The organism is Opitutaceae bacterium, from assembly GCA_041395105.1.
Taxonomy (GTDB): Bacteria; Verrucomicrobiota; Verrucomicrobiia; order Opitutales; family Opitutaceae; genus B12-G4.
Map to the genome: position 1 here is coordinate 745,540 of JAWLBB010000001.1, position 18,999 is coordinate 764,538.

The 18,999-nt window shown below is 62.3% G+C and carries 11 protein-coding genes; 7 read left to right on the top strand and 4 right to left on the bottom strand.

Features of this window, described 5'->3' with window-relative positions:
• Nucleotides 1-23 precede the first annotated feature (23 nt).
• From R3F07_02940 to R3F07_02950, 3 genes are all read right to left on the bottom strand, one after another.
• Complete coding sequence (locus R3F07_02940) at nucleotides 24-710, bottom strand: hypothetical protein (protein ID MEZ5275321.1); 687 nt, start codon at nucleotides 708-710, stop codon at nucleotides 24-26.
• 444 nt (nucleotides 711-1,154) lie between these two features.
• Nucleotides 1,155-1,469: a hypothetical protein gene (locus R3F07_02945; GenBank protein MEZ5275322.1), complete on the bottom strand. Its 315-nt coding sequence runs from the start codon at nucleotides 1,467-1,469 to the stop codon at nucleotides 1,155-1,157.
• A gap of 18 nt (nucleotides 1,470-1,487) precedes the next feature.
• Nucleotides 1,488-2,291, bottom strand: coding sequence for an AraC family transcriptional regulator (locus tag R3F07_02950; GenBank protein ID MEZ5275323.1), 804 nt, complete (start codon nucleotides 2,289-2,291; stop codon nucleotides 1,488-1,490).
• A gap of 70 nt (nucleotides 2,292-2,361) precedes the next feature.
• Here R3F07_02950 and R3F07_02955 point away from each other — a divergent pair, with 70 nt between their 5' ends.
• A complete protein-coding gene (locus tag R3F07_02955; GenBank protein ID MEZ5275324.1) occupies nucleotides 2,362-3,351 on the top strand; it encodes a phytanoyl-CoA dioxygenase family protein in 990 nt (329 codons plus the stop codon).
• A gap of 491 nt (nucleotides 3,352-3,842) precedes the next feature.
• Here the strand turns inward: R3F07_02955 and R3F07_02960 are convergent, their stop codons facing one another.
• The gene (locus tag R3F07_02960) at nucleotides 3,843-5,795 is read right to left on the bottom strand and encodes a ComEC/Rec2 family competence protein (GenBank protein MEZ5275325.1); all 1,953 of its coding nucleotides are present in this window, start codon (nucleotides 5,793-5,795) and stop codon (nucleotides 3,843-3,845) included.
• 140 nt (nucleotides 5,796-5,935) lie between these two features.
• Between R3F07_02960 and R3F07_02965 the strand changes: the two genes are divergently transcribed.
• The 6 genes from R3F07_02965 (at nucleotide 5,936) to R3F07_02990 (ending at nucleotide 18,999) form a co-directional block, all read left to right on the top strand.
• Nucleotides 5,936-7,282: a replication-associated recombination protein A gene (locus R3F07_02965; GenBank protein MEZ5275326.1), complete on the top strand. Its 1,347-nt coding sequence runs from the start codon at nucleotides 5,936-5,938 to the stop codon at nucleotides 7,280-7,282.
• A gap of 316 nt (nucleotides 7,283-7,598) precedes the next feature.
• The gene (locus tag R3F07_02970; protein ID MEZ5275327.1) at nucleotides 7,599-11,273 is read left to right on the top strand and encodes a TonB-dependent receptor; all 3,675 of its coding nucleotides are present in this window, start codon (nucleotides 7,599-7,601) and stop codon (nucleotides 11,271-11,273) included.
• A 213-nt stretch (nucleotides 11,274-11,486) separates the two neighbouring features.
• Nucleotides 11,487-13,523, top strand: a complete 2,037-nt coding sequence (locus R3F07_02975; GenBank protein ID MEZ5275328.1) for a hypothetical protein — start codon at nucleotides 11,487-11,489, stop codon at nucleotides 13,521-13,523.
• Entirely contained in the window at nucleotides 13,520-14,752 is a 1,233-nt protein-coding gene (locus R3F07_02980) for a Gfo/Idh/MocA family oxidoreductase (GenBank protein MEZ5275329.1), read from the top strand. The genes R3F07_02975 and R3F07_02980 overlap by 4 nt, the downstream gene beginning before the upstream one ends.
• 10 nt (nucleotides 14,753-14,762) lie before the next feature.
• The gene (locus tag R3F07_02985) at nucleotides 14,763-17,534 is read left to right on the top strand and encodes a twin-arginine translocation signal domain-containing protein (protein MEZ5275330.1); all 2,772 of its coding nucleotides are present in this window, start codon (nucleotides 14,763-14,765) and stop codon (nucleotides 17,532-17,534) included.
• A 28-nt stretch (nucleotides 17,535-17,562) separates the two neighbouring features.
• Nucleotides 17,563-18,999 (top strand): hypothetical protein, encoded by a 1,437-nt coding sequence (locus R3F07_02990; GenBank protein MEZ5275331.1) that lies wholly within the window; start codon nucleotides 17,563-17,565, stop codon nucleotides 18,997-18,999.

Here is an 18,999-nt window from a genome sequence, read left to right on the forward strand (position 1 = left end):
AAAGTTGCGATACATGGGCTGATTCAGCCGTCCGCGGATGCGCCGGGTTCCGAATTCAGCGGACTCATTCCGGGGGTACGGGCCGTATTGAGGGCGGGCTTTGGATCGAGGCGCAGTCGTGCGGCGGTGATACGGCCGTCCGGGTCCTCGTGGTTGCCCAGTTCAAGTGTGCCCGTCAGCAGGAGAAGCCCCGGCGTAAAGGGAACGGGTCCGGAGACCTCTGCCGGATCAAGGGTCACGGCGATCGTGGTGGCGGGCAGATCCTCGGCGAATCCATACTCATGGGTGAAGAGGGAGAAGGCGAAAGGGGCCAGCAGCAGGCGGCCGGGTAGGGGTTGATCTTCCCGGACCATGAAACCCAGCATCCGCACCCGCTTTCCCTCGAGGGAGCGGGTCTTCTCGGTGAATTCGAGTCCGGTCGGCCCGATTGGCATTTCGAACAGCTCGCGGAACTGCAATTCGGTCACTCCCTCCGGCAGGGGAGGGAGCCGTGAGGTCTCTCCGGCCGCAACGTCCGCCGATGTGTAGTCGGCCGGCTCCGTGTAGACCCGACCGAGGGTCTCGGCTTCTTCGTGGAGGTGGGCATGCGCGTCCGAGTGATCAATCGTTGCTGCGTGCTCGCCGCTCGACAGGGCCGGCGAGGTCGCTCCGAGTAGAAGAAGCACGAGGACGTGATATGATCCGAAGCGCAGAGTTGGTTTTGTGGGCATGCGGCAGTCTGGGATACCGGAGGATCTTCCCGGGGTTGAAGTCGCGTGTTGTTATCCATGCCCCTTCTGTATCGAAATGAACGATACAAATTGGGCCTGCCGTGTTTTACCACAGGATCAGTCGAACGCCTAATTACGTTTCGGTGTCAATTGTGGCAACCGGATGACTCGTGTGACGAATCAGCGTCTGAGGCTGGATGGGTGCCGTGATTTGCGGCAGGAGGCTGGAAGGCGATTCGAAGCCCGAAGCAGTCTGGGTTGCCCATTGAGCCGAGGGGTTTGGACGAGCGGTACCTGCGGTTGTCAGGTTGTGGTCGGGCTAGCTGGACCGGGGGGGACTGGCCGGGGTCGGGGGTTCTGAATCCCAAGGTCTTGTCTCAGCCGTGCTCAGGGGAGGCACTGCACCTTCCGATCCGGCAAGGATCGGTCGCCGTCGGGCCCCTCTCAGTCGGCTGGGGAGGATTCACCTCCGATGGCGCATTCGATCCGGCGCCCTTCCCGGGAGGACCGGTAGATGGTGTCGATCAATTCCCGGGTATCGACGGTTGATTGGGGCGTGTTGCGGCACCGGTGGGAGCCCGAGCGCGCGGCATTCATCCAGTCTCGAATGGCTCTGCAGGCACGGGAACCGTGGTACCCGGGCATTGTGTCTGCGGGAAGATCAAACGTCTCGTCCATCGCACTCCATTGAGGCTGCGGTCCGTGAATCTCCAGCTCCTGCAGTCCCGGATGTGCTTTCCCGCCGGCCGTGCGGGTCATGGCCGTCCATCCGAAGCGTCAACCCGGTCCGAACCGGGTCGGACCCTGTCGGCGGATGGCGGTGGGCGAATGCCGGGTCATTGCCCGGATGGTCCGGTTGAAGCTGTGGGAATCGCCCAACCCGGAAGCCGTCGCGATCGTCCGAAGGGAGAGGTCGGTATTTCTGAGCAGGTGAATGGCGCGCTCGGAGCGTCGCCTCCGGATTGCGGTGATGATGTTGTGCCCGAGGTGCCGGTGGAAAAGCCGGTTCAGCTGATTCTGGGAGAGTCCGACCTCACGGGCGAGATCCGGGATCCGGATGGGATCGGACAGATGGCTCTCGATCCAGGCGAGGGCCTTCGCCACCGCCGGAGGCAGAAACGGGGTGTCGCCCGGCGCGGCCTGCACGGTGTCGGCCAGGTCCCAGAGGAGGTCCCAAACGCGGATGGCCGCATGCTCCGGCGATGCGCCCCTTAGCCTGACGGCCTCGAGGAATTTCCCCTGGAACCCGGGTGGCACCCTCCCGGGGCTGAAGTAAAGGGGGAGGACACACAGTCGGGTATCCGCGGTGGGAAGCACAAAATGGGCAAACTGATGGGTCGACGGGCCGGCGTAGCGATAATGGAGCTCCATGTCTGGCGGAAGCAGGGTGACGGATCCGGGTTGTATGGAAAAATGCTGACGGTCTGCCCGCAATTCGGCCGCGTAGGTGTAGTAGTGCAGGCACCAGATGCCCGGGAGCCGGTAGGTCTCAATCGGCCGGGTGCCGTGGTGGGCCGTCCCGATCTGGAGGAGGGTCGGTTTTTCCCAGAGAGGGATCAGACATTGATTGGCTCGGGCCATGGTGAAAAATGATCAATAATGAGGAATTCCTCCCATTGGCAATGCAACCTTACTGTGGTAAGATCGTGTTATGTTGCTCAGTAACGGAACTTTTGCCCCGGAACAGGTCGATTTCTTTCACCGCGAGGGTTACTTCATCGCCGACAACGTTTTTGATCCGTCGGACCTCGAGCCCCTGCGCCGGGATCTGGACGCGGCGATCGACCAGAAGATCGAGGAACTCCGGAGAGACGGCAAACTGACGGATGTCCATGCCGGACTTCCGCTCGAACAGCGGCTGACCCGGGTCTATCGCGACGACGCGGCCAATGGTGAAGCCGTCATGCGGCATCTTGAAGGTCAGGGCGGGGGAGGATTCAAGGGGCGTTCCATGTACGACCTGATCACCCATCCCAAGCTGCTCCGGGCGGTGGCGGGCCTGGTCGGTCCGGAAATCGTGGCCTCGTCGGTCTACCGGATCCGTCCGAAGGTCCCGGGGGTGGGCCGGGGCATCGTGCCCTGGCACCAGGATTCCGGCTATTTCTCCCCGACCTGCGACCGGCATCTTATCCTGACCTGCTGGATCCCGCTGGTGGACGCGACGGTTGAGAACGGCTGCATGGAGATTCTGCCCCGGGCCCACAAGGAAGGTATCATCGAGCATCATTCGGGCGGGAATGCCGGGTTCCTCGTGATCAAGGACGAGGATCTGCCGCAGGGCCGGCCGGAGAAGGTCGTCGCGGAAACGCCGAAGGGCGGCGTGGTCTTCATGACCAACATGACGCCGCATTGCTCGACTCCCAATTTTTCGGATACAATCCGCTGGAGTGTCGATCTGCGGTTCCAGTCGGCCGAGGCGCCGAACAACGCCACCCTCTGGCCGGGCGAGGATGCCGGACAGGCCGAGGAGAACATCCGCATCGCCTGCTACCCGCCGGAGGCGGATTTCGTTGTCCGGAGCGAGGAGAACCCGGAGGCCGTGACCGATTTCGAGCACTACGTGGAGCGCCGGGCCCACTTCGAGTCGATCGAAGGACGGAAGGGTCCGCGAAAGTGGACCCCGGTCGCGAGCGGCGATTGATGCGGGAGCGGTGCGCCCGGCGCCATTACCGGCCTTGCAGGCCCAAGGATGGGTTCTTTGCAGGCGCGCCCGGCGGTCACGCCCTGCCTGGGAGGCCTGATGGACAGGGACGGACCGCCGGGCCGTCCTCTGAAGCCAACTGGTGTAGTCGCCCCAGTCTCTTGGGGCGTGTCGACGTGGATTTGCGGGAAGAGACTGGTTCGACCGAGTCACCACAGGTGTCGCGGCTCTATAACTTGGAATTCCTTCGGGACGCGGTTGGACTGGCGCCAGATTTGCAGGCCCAGGGATGGGTTCTTTGCAGGCGCGCCCGGCGGTCACGCCCTGCCTGGGAGGCCTGATGGACAGGGACGGACCGCCGGGCCGTCCTCCGAAGCATCGGGGGTGGTACCTATCGGGTGACGGAACCGGAGGAGTCAAACCAACCGTAGTGGGCTACGTATGGTTTGAGACGCCAAAACAAGCCGTAGCATGCTACGTATTGTTTCGGGTCAGGCCTTGCCCTGGCGGATCCTCTCCTTCCTGGCCTCGCGGTCTTCCTCGAGACGGGCGCGTTCGGAGACAATCTGCTTTTCGATCAGCTCGACTTCCTCCCATTTGCGGGCGGACTGGGCCTGGACGAGGGTGGATTTCAGGAAGATCTCACGTTCGGCGATCTTGCCCTTGTAGATGGTGTCGACCTCGGCGAGGCGTTTTTTCATCTCCTCGGTCATCGGCTTGGAATCCCCGTCGTCGGAGGCGTTGAGGCGTTCCATGGCAAGTTCGTAAGCGCTCTTCATGAAAGTGGATTCTTGGGATCTTCCGCCAAAGGTCACCCCAAATATGAGGAAGAGTCCGAGGGCGAGAAATGGGGTGAAAAAGCCGCCGGGCAGGCGTTTCCATCCCCAGGCATAGCCAAAGAGGAGGAGGGTGATGAGAAGTAGCAGCATGGAGGCTCCCAGCCCGTCGAGGCGGAGGGCGGCGGGCCAGAACATGCCGGGCAGGAGGATACCGACCCGGATGAGCCCCTCCATGGCCCAGAGGGCCACGAGGGCGGCGTGATTGAAAAGCACGCTGAGAACGGAGAGTCCGATCATCCCCGCGAGCATGGAGGCGCAGCCCGCCACGATGGTGAGTGAGGCCCCCGGAACGAGGATGACGTTGCCGATGACGGCTCCCGGTGACCAGATGTTGAAGGCGGCGATGGCGACCGGAGTGGAGACGAGAGTGGCGGCCAGACTGACCGCAAGCGCGGAGAGGCTTCCCCGGCCAATCCAGGTCAGAAACCGCGTCCAGCGGGTCTGCTCGTCCGGGAGTCGCATGGCGAAGGGTTTCCAGGATGCGGTCCACCGGCGACCCAGGGGCACGCCGAGCAGGAGGATGCTCAGGACAACCCCGTAGGACAGCTGAAAACTGGTGGCGAAAAGCTGGTGCGGATCGACCAGCAGAATGACGAGGGCGGAGACCGCGAGCGCCGAGATCAGGTTGCCCGGGCGCTCGAAGACCCGGGCGGCCCAGACAAAGAAAGCCATGGCGAAGGCTCGGACGGCCGAGGGGCTTCCGCCCGTGGCGTCGACGAAGATGAAGAGAATGGCCAGGCCGAGGGCCGCGCCGATCCGTGGGGGAATCCGCAGGAAGCCGAAGAGGCTGTAGAGGGTGATGGCGATGACGCCGATATGGAGTCCGCTGATCGCGAAGAGATGAAGGGTGCCGCTGTGCAGGAAGAGTTCGCGCTGGTTTTCGGAAAGCTCCGACTTGCGGCCGAGGAGCATGGCGACGTAGACGCCGGCCAGGGGGTGGGAATCGGGCAGACCTTGCCTCAGAACTGACTCGAGATGCCCGGCAACGCGGGTGGTCATTCTGCGGAAGGCTCCCGGTTCAGCCACGAGGGTGGTGGCCTCCACCCGGTTGAACTCGAAGTAGACGCCGGCATCCCGCAGGTATTGGCCGAAGCCATCATCCGGATCCGGATCGAGGGCATGAATGAGACCACGTCCCTCGAGAACCTGTCCCCGAGCCACCCCGGGCATCCCGGGGGCTGATCGGAACCGAAAAGCGATGCGTTGTCCCTCCAACTCGGCGAGGTGGGGTGCGGTTTCGCGAATCCGCGCGAGGCCGGAGAGCGGGGACGAACCGTCCGGGCGGGCGAAGAGCCGGTCGATCTTCAGGGTTGCGGTCATTTCGCGCTCCGGGAGCTCGGTCCAGCGCGCGGGGTGGGCATCGCGGATCGAGAAGGCAACCAGCCCGATGAGGAAGGCGGCGGCGGGGAGGGCCGTGGACCAGAGGCGGGTGATCGCGTGGGTTTGCGAGCCTGATGTCATCAATGCCACCACCGCGATCGCGAGTGCGGCAGGGAGCAGCCCCATCGTGGCAGTTTCGGGAAAGAGCCGGGCGAGGACGATCCCGGCGGTGATGGGCAGGAGGAGCCAGAGGATCGGCGCCCGGTCTCGATCGTCGCGGATCATGGTTCGACTCGAAGAAGCGTCGGTCGGAACTGGTTTTGAACGGTGATCATGTGCAGGTCTGAATCCGATTTCCACCGTTCGATTCCGAGGGGTGTGATTTTTCGCTCCCTTCGGGCGGAAGATGGGGTATGTTCAGCGCGATGATGGCTGATCAGAATGAATTTTCGCTGGATTTGGGCGAGGCCAAACCACCGGTGCCTTCATTGGACGAAGGACGGTCCGGGCGTCCGCTGGCCGCCCGGATGCGGCCGCGCGGCTTGAGTGAAGTGGTCGGCCAGAAGCACATCCTCAAGGCCGGCAGCCTGCTTCCGCGGTTGATCCGCAGTGACCGGTTCGGGAGTTTGCTTTTTTACGGACCACCGGGTTGCGGCAAGACGAGCCTGGCCGAGGCGATTGCGGCGGAGACCGGCAGCCGCTTTGTCCGGGTCAACGCCGTCATGTCAAATGTAGCCGAGCTGCGTGGAATACTTGGACTGGCCCGGCAGCGCCCCGAGTTTCGGACCATCCTCTTCATCGATGAGATTCACCGCTTCAACAAGGCCCAGCAGGATCTGCTGCTGCCCGATGTGGAGGAGGGCAATATCCGGCTGATCGGGGCGACGACGCACAACCCGGGTTTTTACGTCAATCCGCCGCTCCTCAGTCGCAGTCATCTTTTTCGCCTTGAACCGCTCGCGGAGGATGACGTGCTTTCGGTTCTCCGTGCTGCGCTGGAGGATTCCGCGCGGGGTCTGGGTGAGCATGGTTGCGCGGCGGATGATGCGGTTCTGCGGGATCTGGCCCAGCTCTGTGACGGGGACCTGCGCCGTGCGCTCAATGCGCTCGAGGTGCTCGTGCTCAGTCTGCAGGCCGGGGCGGTCATCACTTCGGAAGAATTGAAGGTTTTCGCGCAGGAGCGGCAGATCCGCTACGACGCCGATGAAGACGAGCACTACGATACGATATCCGCCTTCATCAAGAGCGTCCGGGGCGGGGATCCTGACGCCGCCCTCTACTGGATGGCCAAGATGCTGGAAGGGGGGGAGGACCCGCGGTTCATCGCCCGGCGGCTGGTGATTCTCGCGTCGGAGGATGTCGGACTGGCGGATGCGCGTGCCCTGCCGATCGCAGTGGCCGCCCACCAGGCCTGCGATTTCGTCGGCCTGCCGGAGTGCCGCTACAATCTGGCCCATGCCACGGTTTTCCTGGCGACTTCACCGAAGAGCAATTCGGCCAATCTCGCCCTGGCTGCCGCGACGGATGCGATCAGGAATGAACCGGTTCAGCAGGTTCCCGTCCACCTTCGCGACACCGGGGGCCAGGCCTCCAAACGCATGGGGCATGGCGAGGGTTACCTCTACAGCCACGACTACAGGGAAGCGGTCTCCGGTCAGGACTACATGACCGATCCGAAGACCTTTTATCGGCCGGTTTCATCGGGAGAGGAAGCGGCGATCGTGGAGCGCCTGGCGCGTTGGCGGGAACTCCGGAAGAAAGCTCGAGCCTGAGGGGTCGAACCTTCGGTCTCCGGTTGCCGGGGCCGGGTGTTTCCGGTTTGGTCCTCCCTTCGATCTTACTGTTCGAATTCGGACACTCTCGACCGTCCGTGGGTGTTTGTGTTGCCTTGCTCCACAGCGAAACCCCTTCGCTCGATTTCTACCCGTCGAACGTGAACGAACCCTCGAGATTTCCCTCTCACCTCCGGACCTCCGCAGCAGCTGCTGCAGTCGTCGGGAAGTCGTCGCGTTCGGTGATCCTGTAGAGCCGAGTGATCGAAACCCGATAGCGAATGGAACCTGACAGAACCCTCACCCCTACCACCCTATGAAAACAAGAAGCCTCCGAAATCTTCCGATTCGATGGACCCTGGCGTCCCTCGTTTCGTTTGCCGCTGCGCTCAGTCTCAATGCCCAGCAGGCCGCGCCCGCGGCTCCCGCCCCAGCCGAAGAGCCGATCATCGAGCTTTCGCCTTTCGAGGTCGATGCGTCCGGAAACAGTGGATACTATGCGGCCAATACGCTGATGGGCAGCCGCATGAATACCAAGGTTTCCGACCTGGCCGCATCCATTACGGTGGTCACCCTGGAGCAGATGGAAGACACGGGTTCGATCGATATGAACGACGTCTTTCGCTACGAGGCCAACACCGAAGGCGCGGAGACCTACACACCCGCGGTGCAGTCCCTGCGCAACGACGGTGTGGTCGACCTCAATTCCGGCTTCACCCATGGCGCTGACGGGCAGTCCCAGACGGTCGCCATCGCCAACCGCGTACGGGGCATCGGCCAGCCGACGACAACCCTGAACTACTATCCGTCGAACGCCCAGGTGCCTTTTGATGCGTACAACATCCAGTCGGTCGAGATCAACCGCGGACCGAACTCCATGCTTTTCGGCATGGGCAGCCCCGCCGGTATTGTCAACCAGACCAATTCGATGGGGACGATCAATAAGGACAGCACCCGGGTGGGGGTTCGATTTGACGATCGCGGTTCCTACCGCGGCAGCCTCTCCTTCAACCGGACACTGATCCAGGACAAGCTCGCTGTTTTTGGCGCGGCCCTCTACGACAACCGGCAGTTCGAGCGGAAACCGTCCTACGACAAGACGACGCGGTTTTACGGCGCGGCCACCTACAAGCCGCTCTCCAAGACCAAGATCAGCGCCGGCTTCGAGTGGTATGACAACGACAACCGGCGTCCCAACACCCTGACCCCCCGCGATGCCGTCACCCCGTGGCGCCAAGGCGGAGGCTGGGGCTACGATCCCTCCACCGGGACGCTCACCCAGTCGTCGACCGGGAAGACGGCCGGTCCGCTGGCCCTGCGCAGCGGCTCGCCGCGGATCGAGGAGACCCGCGCCTACATCGAGTCCCTCCCCAATTATAACGCAGACCTCTGGAACGGAGACCGGACCAAGTACAACGGGGTGAACATTTACGGCGGCGTCGCCTTGACCGATGCCAATTCGGTGCTTCAGACCCCCGGCATGTGGCTGGGCAACGATTCCCGTCCGAAGATACGGATCGCGGACGGCAACACCCTGGATTACCTTTTTTACCGCGCTGACCGGTATCGACTGGGTTACGGCACAGCAGCGAATCCGGCGGCGAATGCGCCGCAATGGGGTTCGGACGCCGAGATCTTCGCCGATCCGGTCCGGGATGCGGCCTACAACACTTCCTACTCCCAATCGGGTCTGTTCTACGCGGCCGGCAACGGTATCGGCAGCTACCGGTATCCGGGCGTCACCGATCAGTCGATCTACGACTGGACCTCGGTCAATCTGCTCGAGATGAATTTCGGAGATAAGGAAAACAAGACCTTCAACATCGAGTTTGAGCAGGAGCTCCTCCCGGAGGTGAATCTGAGTGCGGGCTGGTTTCGGCAGGACTTTGCGTCGACGACCAATTACACCGTGTCCCAGCTGAATGTGGCCACATTGTTTGTCGACACCAACACCCACACGCCGCAGGGGGAGGTCAACCCCTACTTCGGCCAGCCTTACCTGGAGAGCCCGACCGATCCCGATCAGTTCGTGATCGAGAACAGCCATGACAGCGGACGCGTCATGCTGGCCTGGACGCCCGACTTCACGGAGAATGACGGATGGTCCAAGTGGTTGGGCCGCCATCAGATCCTGGGTCTGCTCTCGACCGACCGGGACACCGGGAGCTTCTGGCGGAAGCGCTGGTACATCACGAGCAGCGAGGAAGGCGCCAAGAATGTGGTCAACCTGACCAAGAACCCGAACAACAATGCCGACGGCAGTCCGACGGGCTACAACCTTGAGAACCGCAGCGTGCAGCGTATCTATTATGTGGGTTCAGCAGGGGGGACACCCGACGGCTCGGTCAAGCAGAGTTCGGGTGAGTGGAACAACATGAGCTTCACCGGCCAGTTGCCCTACTTCAACTGGGACTCCCGCACCTGGGAGCCGCTGCAGTACACGACCGAATACATCGACCATTCGGCCCACACCGGCCGGTCCCAGCGCCAGGTCGACTCCTACAGCGCCGGCATCACCAGCCATTGGTGGGATGACCGCATCGTGACCACGTTCGGCATCCGCCGGGACGACTACAAGGCACGGGCGACCACGAACGGTGCGATCCTGGATCAGGACGGCAACCAGGTGGCACCGGGCATGACCAACCAGGAGAAGTGGGTCAACGGTTACTACCAGACCGAGACCATCTTCAACCGTTGGAATCGGTGGGACGAACTCAGTGGGGATACCAGCACGATCGGCGCGGTCATCCGTCCGTTCGAACGCTGGGACGCCATCGACAACGAGTTCATCAGCAGTCTCGGTTTCAGCTACAACCGGTCCGACAACTTCAATCCTCCAACGGCGGCGCAGGTCGATGTGTTCGGCACCCCCTTGCCCAAGCCGACGGGTGAGGGCGAGGACTACGGCATCCAGTTCTCCCTGTTCCAGAACAAACTGTTTGCCCGTTTCAACTGGTTCAAGATGACCAATGACAACGAGCGGACCAACCCGGGCACCTCGATCAGCCGCATGAACGGCAACGTGGACACCGACACGTTCCGCAACTGGGCGCGCACGATTGCCAAAATCAACATGGGGATGGATCCGATTGATTCGGCGACCTTCAATGCGACCCTTTCGGAGGCCGACGAGCAGGCCGTGCGGGCCGCGACCGAGGTCATCTGGCAACAGCCCTACACGTATTACGAGGACATTGGCTCGGTCTACGCCACCCGGTCCGCCGAGGCCGAGGGCATGGAGGTGCAGATCACCTACAACCCGACCTCCAACTGGACCATGAAGTTCACCGGGGGCAAGCAGGAGACGGTATATGCGAACGTGATGAAGGAGTTCGACGCCTGGTTCGACCATCGCGACCCGGTCTGGTCGGGCGCCCGCGCCGCAAACTACCTCAAGCCGGAGTACCAAAGCCTGGCCACCTACACAAACGACGCCGGTCGGGCAGTGAACCTGGTCGATTTCTGGAACAGCTATGGCTATGCCTCGACGGTGACCGGTGAGGACCCGAATTATCCCAACGTGCAGGCCTACTGGGATGACATCGTCAACCCGCAGGTGGCGATCGCGAAGGAACTCGAGGGTCAGGCCTCGCCCGGGCAGCGCCGGTATCACTATACCTACCTGACGAGCTACAACTTCACCGAGGGCGCGCTCGAAGGGTTCGGAGTCGGCGGCGCGGTTCGGTGGGAGGACAAGGCCATCATCGGCTATTACGGCAGGCCGAACCCGGGCACCGGCTCGGACGACCTGGTGCTGGCCGACGTCGACAGGCCCATCTGGGATGACGCCCGGACCTACGTGGACTTCTGGGTCAGCTACACCACCCGCTTTGGCGACGGAAGCCGGCTGAAACTTCAGCTGAACGTGGTCGACGTCTTCGAGAGCGGCGGCCTCCAGCCCGTGTCGGTCAACTACGATGGGTCGGAGTCCGCCTTCCGCATCGTCGATCCGCGTCAGTTCATCCTCAGTGCCACTTTTGATTTCTAGCCTTCGTCAGGAGTCAGAACAGTCGTGCATTAGTGTCGTATCGAGACCTCCCCCGCAGGGGCGGGGGAGGCTCTTTCCAGATCGCCCGCAGCGATTGGAAACCAGCCGATGAGGTTACACTGGGCGGGTTTGGCAATTGTGCCTATCGCAGCGGAGGGTCTCCGGAACTGTTTCGGAGAGATTTGGAGACAGTCCTGAACATCCATTAGTGCCATGAGCGGGATCCACTTTCTCGATAGTGTCGCCATCGTCGCCTACCTCGCGGTGGTCGTTTATCTGGGGAAGCGCGCATCCCACGGACAGCAGAGCGAGGAAGGGTATTTCCTGGCCGGACGGAAGCTGGGGAAAGCCTATCAGTTCTTTCTGAATTTCGGAAATGCGACGGATGCCAACGGTGCGGTAAGCACTGCGAGCCTGGTTTATCAGAAGGGTGTGTCCGGGGTCTGGCTGGCCCTGCAGACGCTGTTCATGAACCCCTACTACTGGTTCATGAACGTCTGGTTTCGACGGGTCCGCCTGGTGACGGTGGCGGATCTGTTTGAGGACCGCTTCGGTACCAAGGCACTGGCGCGTTTCTATGCGATCTTCCAGATCTGCGCGACGGTCATTGTCACGATCGGCTTCGGCAACCTGGTGGCCTACAAAGTGACGGCCTCGCTCATTGTGAAGCCGGAGTCGGCCTGGACCGAGACGGAACGCCTTTCGGTCGAGGGTTACCGGGAATTCAATACCCTGAGCGGACAGTACAAGTCGGGTGTGATCTCCAATGAGGGGGCGGTCCGGCTCGGTGTGCTGGAGGAGCAAAGGAAGCGGGGGGAACTGCGCAGCTTTGTCTCTTATCTCGATTCCCCTGTTGGCAAGTGGGGCTACTATATCACCTATTCGCTGATCATCGGGGGCTATATCGTGATGGGCGGACTGGCCGCGGCCGCCGTCAATGAAGCCTTTCAGGGTGTCCTCATCATCGTCTTCTCGGTCCTGCTCATCCCCGGTGGATTGGCGGCAATCGGGGGTTGGGATGCGCTGAAGGAGAAGGTGCCGGAGGCGAGCTTTCAATTGTTGAGCGCGGGGGGCATCGGTTTCTGGGAACTGGTCGGCATCTTCTTCATCAGCATTGTCCAGATCCACGGCATCATCGGCAACATGGGTGTGGCGGGATCGGCGAAGAACGAGTTCGCCGCAAGGTTCGGAGCAGTTTCCGGGACTTACGCCAAACGTATCATGATCATCCTCTGGGCGTTCGTCGGCTTGATCGCGATTGCCCTCTACCGGGGCGAAGCGACCCTGTCCGATCCTGACTCGGCCTGGGGGACGATGGCGCTGCAGCTTCTGCGTCCGGGGTTTCTTGGTCTGATGATGGCCGGACTGCTGGCCGCCAATATGTCGACGATCGCCGCCCAGACCATGGCGATCTCGGCACTCTTCACCCGTAACGTATTCAAGTATCTCTTTCCCGGGACGACGGAGCGCGGGTCGGTTCTGGCCGGCCGGATTTCCATCGTGGTCATCCTTTCGATCGGGGTGATCGCGGCGGCTTCGATGGATGATGTTTATGCGGTTGTCCAATTGCTGCTCACGGTCAATGTCCCGTTTGGCGCGGCGGTGGTGCTGATCTTCTTTTGGCGGCGGCTGTCCGGGGCGGCCGTCTGGTCGGCTGTCCTGGTTTGTGCGGTGCTCAATATCATGATTCCGGCGTGGCTTCCGTCGATGGTTCCGTCCGTCGGCCAATCCCCGGCGCTCACCGGGGAAGTGACGCTGAAGGACGGACGGACCAGTGCAGTCTTTTTCGACTCGGTCGTCCGATCGGATCCGAACGATCCCGGAAGTCCGCGCCTTGGCCAGGGCCGTTTCCATCTTGAACTGGTAGTCCTGGACCGGATCGGCCTCGATGTGGCCGGACTTTCCCCGAGCGGCCGCAATGCCGCCCGCTTCTTCTACGACGGAGCCCTCCCGTTTGTCATCCTGATCCTGGTCAGCTATTTCACGAAACCGCCGCCGCTCGACAGGACGGATCAATTCTTTGGCAAGATGAAGACGCCGGTCGGGGCCGACCCGGAGCTCGAGGCCGCGGCGATGGCCGAGACCCGGGCTGACCCCCATCGGTTCGACCAGGCCAAGCTTTTTCCGGGATCCTCCTGGGAATTCACCCGTTGGAACCTTGTGGATGCGGTTGGTTTCGCCGCCTGCCTGGCCCTCTCCTTCAGCATCCTCGGGCTGTTCTGGCTTTTCCTCCGGCTCGCCTCCTCATGAACTCAACATCGAACTCAATCCCGAGGGTGGGCCTGGTCGGAGTATCGGGATACGCGGGTATCCATCTGGCGCTTCTGCGCGATGCCCAGGACGCAGGGCGGGCGGAGTTCGCCGCCGCCGTGGTCATCAATCCCGACGAGGAAGTGGCCATCGTCCGGGATCTGCTCAAACGCGGCGTCAAGGTGTATTCAACATTCGATGACTTTGTGGTGTCCGAAAAGGGACGGCTGGACCTCTGCTTTGTGCCCACCGGGATCCGCTGGCACGCTCCGATGACGGTGGCCGCGCTGCGGGCGGGCATGAACGTGCTGGTGGAAAAGCCGCTCGCCGGCTGCGTGCAGGACGCCGACGCGATTCTTGATGCGGAAAGGGAAACCGGACGGTTCGTCGCGGTCGGTTTCCAGGACATGTATGTGGAGACGACCGCCTGGTTGAAGGAGCGTTTGCTTGAGAGAGCGGTCGGCGAGTTGGCGGCGATCCGCTTCATCGGTTTGTGGCCGCGTTCCAATGCCTATTTTGCGCGCAATCAATGGGCGGGCCGGCTGTTCACTGACGACGTAGCCATCTTCGATTCACCCTTCAACAATGCGTTGGCCCATTTTGTCCATCTGGCGCTTTTCCTGGCGGGCGAGGAGCAGTGTTCCACGGCATCGGCCCGCCTGGTGGATGCCGAGCTTTTCCGGGCACATGCGATTGAGAGCTTTGACACCGGGGTGATCCGGGCCCGGTCGCCTGGTGGAATCGACTTCTGGTTTGGCGCGAGCCATGCCTGCACCGTGGAGCGTGAGCCCGAGATTCATATCCTCGGATCAGAGGGCCGGGCGGTCTGGCTCTATGATGAAACGTGCACCATCACCCGTTTTGATGGCGCGGTGGAGAAAAGGCCGGTTCCGACCGCGGAGGCGGCGAGGAGGAGGATGGTTCAATCGGTCTTCCGCAGGCTGACCGATCCGTCGGTTTTCATCGCCACCGCGAAGTCGGCCAGAGCACATACCGTTCTCATCGATGAAACCCATCGTTTGTCCTCAATCAGGACGGTGGATCCTTCGCGGATCGACCTGGTTCGCGTGGGCGGGACGGAGTCGGGGGAGATGATACGCGCCATCCGTGACCTTCCCGATGCGCTCGATCGCGCCTTCATCAATGGATCGACACTCTGCAGTGAGAATTTCAGTCTGGATGAACTCGTTCCAAGAAACGATCCGGAGAGCCGCCTCCAGACGTCATGAGGACCCCATTATGCCATCACCCCTCTCTGATCGCCAGAACCTTACCCGTCGTGATTTCGTGAAAGCCGCCGCCCTCACTGCCGCCGCCCTGCCATTTGCCACCTCTGCACGATCGGCCGGGGAAGCCCGGGATGGCGCCAAATCCCCGGTCGGAAGCCCGGCCCCGGTCCGCTGGCTGGATGGTTCATTTCCGGCGGCCCTGACGGGAGCCACTTGGGGCATGCCCTGGCCTCGGGGACAGCATGGACCGGACGCAACCTTCGCCTTGAGGTCGAGCGAGGGCGAGAGTGTGCCGGTTCAGAGCTGGCCCACGGCTTTCTGGCCCGATGGATCGCTGAAATGGACGGCCCACGCGATTCCGGCCGAGGTTGCCGCATCGGACCGCTACGAGATGGGGACCGGAGTCCCGGCGGTTCCGGCCCGACCCCTGACCGCGGTTGAATCGGCCGACGAGATCCGGATCAACACAGGCGTCATCGATGCACGGATCGCGAAGCAGGGTGACGTGATCATTTCCGAAATCAGCCGGGACGGGGTTGTCATCGGCCGGAACGGGCGTCTGGTCTGCCTGCTGCAGGATCGCAGTGAGCCCGGGGTGACGCGCGAGCAGGCCTTTGCCGGTCGGATCGAGGCGGTGACCCTGGAGCAGGATGGTCCGATTCGGGCGGTGGTCCGGATCGAAGGGCGGCACGCCAAGGCAGACCGGGCATGGCTTCCCTTTGTGGTGCGGCTGTATTTTTACGCCGGTGGCGAATCTGTCCGCGTGATGCACACGATTATTTTCGATGGCGACCAGAACAGCGATTTCATTACCGGACTGGGCCTTCGCTTCACCGTTCCCCTGGCCGCCGATCTGCACGATCGGCATGTGCGTTTTACCGGGCAGGAAGACGGTTTGTTCGGCGAGGCGATCCGGGGAATCACGGGGTTGCGACGGGATCCGGGCGAAGCAATCCGGCAGGCGCAGGTGGCGGGCCGGGCCACGCCGCCGTTGGAGGAATGGGATCAGCGGGTGGCCACCCGGATGTCCTATATCCCGGCCTACGATGACTGGACGCTGGTCCAGCCCAACGCGGACGGTTTCCAGATTCGAAAACGAACCAAAGAAGGTTATACCTGGTTGACCCCGGCTCAGGGGCAGCGGGCCGGGGGATTCGGCTATCTGGGGACGCCGGGGGGTGGCCTTGGTTTCGGGATCCGCAACTTCTGGCAGAGCTATCCCGCCCAGTTTGACATCCGTGGAGCGACGAGGGAGGCGGCCGAGGTCACTCTGTGGCTCTGGGCTCCGGATGCCCCGGCCATGGATCTTCGCTCCTACCATGATGGTCTGGGTCAGGATACCTACGAGAAGCAGTACAATGGCGGCCTGGAAATAACCTACGAAGATTACGAACCGGGTTTTGATACGCCGGAAGGGGTGGCCCGGACCAGTGAGATGCAGGTCTGGGTGCTGTCCGCGACTCCCTCGCGCGAACGCCTGGTCGAACTGGGCGCGACTCTGAGGGCCCCGCCGATCGTCACGACCACTCCGGAATACCTTCAGGCCTGCGGCGTGTTCGGGAATATCTGGTGCCCGGTCGACCGGTCCACGCCTGCCAGGGCCGCGATCGAGGATCGGTTGGACTCCAATTTCGAATACTACCGCGACCAGCAGGAACAGCGGCGCTGGTATGGCTTCTGGAACTACGGTGATGTCATGCACACCTACGACAGCGACCGGCACGAATGGCGTTACGATGTCGGAGGGTTTGCCTGGGACAATTCCGAGCTTTCGACGGACATCTGGCTTTGGCTGCATTTTCTGCGCAGCGGCCGGGCCGACGTCTTCCGTTTCGCCGAGGCCATGACCCGGCATACCGGGGAGGTCGATGTGCATCATCGCGGCCGATTCGCGCCGCTCGGCTCGCGGCACAATGTCCTGCATTGGGGGTGCAGCGCAAAGCAGTTGCGGATCAGCACGGCAATCAACCGGCGTTACTATTATTTCCTGACGGGAGATGAACGCTTCGGTGATCTCATGCGGGCGCAGGTCGAAGCGGGTCACGCCCTTCTGCGAGTTCCGCCGGGACGGAAGCTGGCGTCGGCAGTCACGGCAGGCGACCTGGACCGGGGGGAGACAACCGGCGCCGAACAGGTCGGATTGAGCTTCGGCACGGATTGGGGCTCGCTGGCCGGCGCGTGGCTGACGGAGTGGGAACGGACCGGAAGTGCGTTGATGCGCGATCGACTGGAGGCGGGCATGCGGACGATCGGCGCCCAGCCCAAGGGATTCTTCAGCGTGGGCGTGACGATGAATCTCAATACGGGTGCCTTCGCGATCACGGACAGCCAGGAAGTGGGACTGTCTCACCTCAACGCGGTATTTGGTCTGGTCGAAGTGTGCGCCGAGCTCAACCAGTTGCTCGACGTGCCGGAGTTTCGTCGGGCCTGGCTGGATTATTGCGAACTCTACAGCGCCGCTCCGGAGGAGCAGGAACGTCGGCTCGGGGTGGAGCTCAGGGGTAATGGCTTGCGGCAGGGTCACTCGAGACTGACAGCCTACGCCGCGGCGGCTTCCGGAGATCCGGAGTTGGCGGGTCGCGCCTGGGAGGAGTTCCTTGACCGGGGCCGCAGGATACCTTCGACGGAGCCTCTGCCCAGGATCCGCATCTCGGGACCGCAGGTTCTCCGACCGGTGGAGGAGGCCCGCTGGGTGTCCACCAATGACACCGCCCAATGGGGTCTGGCCGCTATCGAATGTCTTGCCCTGATCGGGGAGAATCTCGAGAGTTCGATTCACTGACCCGGCACAGGCGTCTGTACCCTGACCCATGGCTGAACAACCCCAGGACACTGCGGACCTGCAGGTGAGCGAGTATGAGCGCGAGCCGGTGCCGGCGAGCGGCTGGCTGGGCTTCAAGAGTTTCATCGGCCAGTATGCGGGCGAGCATACGGCGGGAACCGAATTGATGCTGGGGCCGCTCTTTGTGGCGGCGGGGGTGAGCGCCTTCGACCTGGTGTTCGGATTGCTGCTGGGCAACCTGCTGGCCGTGTTGAGCTGGACCCTGATCACGGCACCAATCGCGACCCGGGCAAGACTGACGCTCTATTACCAATTGGAGAAAATCTGCGGGCGAAAACTGGTGGTCGTCTACAATCTGGCCAATGGGATCATGTTCTGCTTCCTCGCGGGTTCGATGGTCACCGTTTCCGCGACGGCGGTGGGGGTCTGGTTCCATTTCCCGATGCCGGGCCTGAATGACCTGTATCCAAACAGTGTCGGCTGGGTTGTCGCAGTGCTGTGCGTCGGGACAGTCATTGCAGTGATCGCCGCCTACGGCTACGCTTGGGTGGCGCGGATTGCCAACTATGCGGCCCCGTGGATGGTCCTGGTCTTCATTGGATTCGGACTGATCGGACTCAAGGAATTTCTGACCGAGACAAACACGCAGATCCATTCGATCGGGGATTTCATCCAGCTCTTCCAATCCTCCATCTGGAAAGGCGGTGACCCGTTGCCGGGCCAGGTGAAGTTCACGTTTCTGCACGTGATGTTCTTCGCCTGGTTCTGCAATATGGCGATGCACATCGGGATGTCCGATCTTTCGGTTTTTCGCTACGCGAAGAAATCCTGGTATGGAATCGCGACCGCCTCGGGCATGTATCTCGGCCATTTCCTGGCCTGGATGGCGGCTTCGATTCTCTTTGCGCTGCAATTGCACCGGAATCCGGCCGATACCTCGGTCCTGCCGGGACCCTTGGCCTATGGAGCCGCGGGGGTGGCGGGATTGATCTGTGTGATCGTCGCCGGCTGGACAACAGCCAACCCGACCATCTACCGTGCCGGTCTGGCCTTTCAAGCCATCGTGCCGAAGATTTCCCGGTTCAAGGTGACGTTCGCGACCGGGATGCTGGCGGCGGTTGCCGGACTCTTTCCGGCCATTGCGATGAAGCTCCTGGGGTTTGTGGCTCTTTACGGTTTGATCCTCATGCCGATGGGCGCGGTGGTCTTCGTGGATTTCTGGATGGCGCGACGATTCGGCTTCCGACCGTTCTATGCCGAAGCCAACGGAGTGGGCATCAACTGGGCGGCGGCCGCTGCCTGGCTGGTCACCCTCGGGGTTTGCCTCTGGCTGGTTCAGGCGGGATACACCCAGATCTATTTTGTCAGCCTGCCCGGCTGGTTCATTGCGGCTGTCCTCTACATTGTGATGAGCCGACTGTTACAGAAATCTCCGCAGACCGGTGGAGCGACGGTCTCCCGTTGA

Coding starts and splice junctions, on each gene's coding strand:
- R3F07_02940 (MEZ5275321.1), bottom strand. CDS start 710: ATGCCCACAAAACCAACTCTGCGCTTCGGATCATATCACGTCCTCGTG.
- R3F07_02945 (MEZ5275322.1), bottom strand. CDS start 1,469: ATGACCCGCACGGCCGGCGGGAAAGCACATCCGGGACTGCAGGAGCTG.
- R3F07_02950 (MEZ5275323.1), bottom strand. CDS start 2,291: ATGGCCCGAGCCAATCAATGTCTGATCCCTCTCTGGGAAAAACCGACC.
- R3F07_02955 (MEZ5275324.1), top strand. CDS start 2,362: ATGTTGCTCAGTAACGGAACTTTTGCCCCGGAACAGGTCGATTTCTTT.
- R3F07_02960 (MEZ5275325.1), bottom strand. CDS start 5,795: ATGATCCGCGACGATCGAGACCGGGCGCCGATCCTCTGGCTCCTCCTG.
- R3F07_02965 (MEZ5275326.1), top strand. CDS start 5,936: ATGATGGCTGATCAGAATGAATTTTCGCTGGATTTGGGCGAGGCCAAA.
- R3F07_02970 (MEZ5275327.1), top strand. CDS start 7,599: ATGAAAACAAGAAGCCTCCGAAATCTTCCGATTCGATGGACCCTGGCG.
- R3F07_02975 (MEZ5275328.1), top strand. CDS start 11,487: ATGAGCGGGATCCACTTTCTCGATAGTGTCGCCATCGTCGCCTACCTC.
- R3F07_02980 (MEZ5275329.1), top strand. CDS start 13,520: ATGAACTCAACATCGAACTCAATCCCGAGGGTGGGCCTGGTCGGAGTA.
- R3F07_02985 (MEZ5275330.1), top strand. CDS start 14,763: ATGCCATCACCCCTCTCTGATCGCCAGAACCTTACCCGTCGTGATTTC.
- R3F07_02990 (MEZ5275331.1), top strand. CDS start 17,563: ATGGCTGAACAACCCCAGGACACTGCGGACCTGCAGGTGAGCGAGTAT.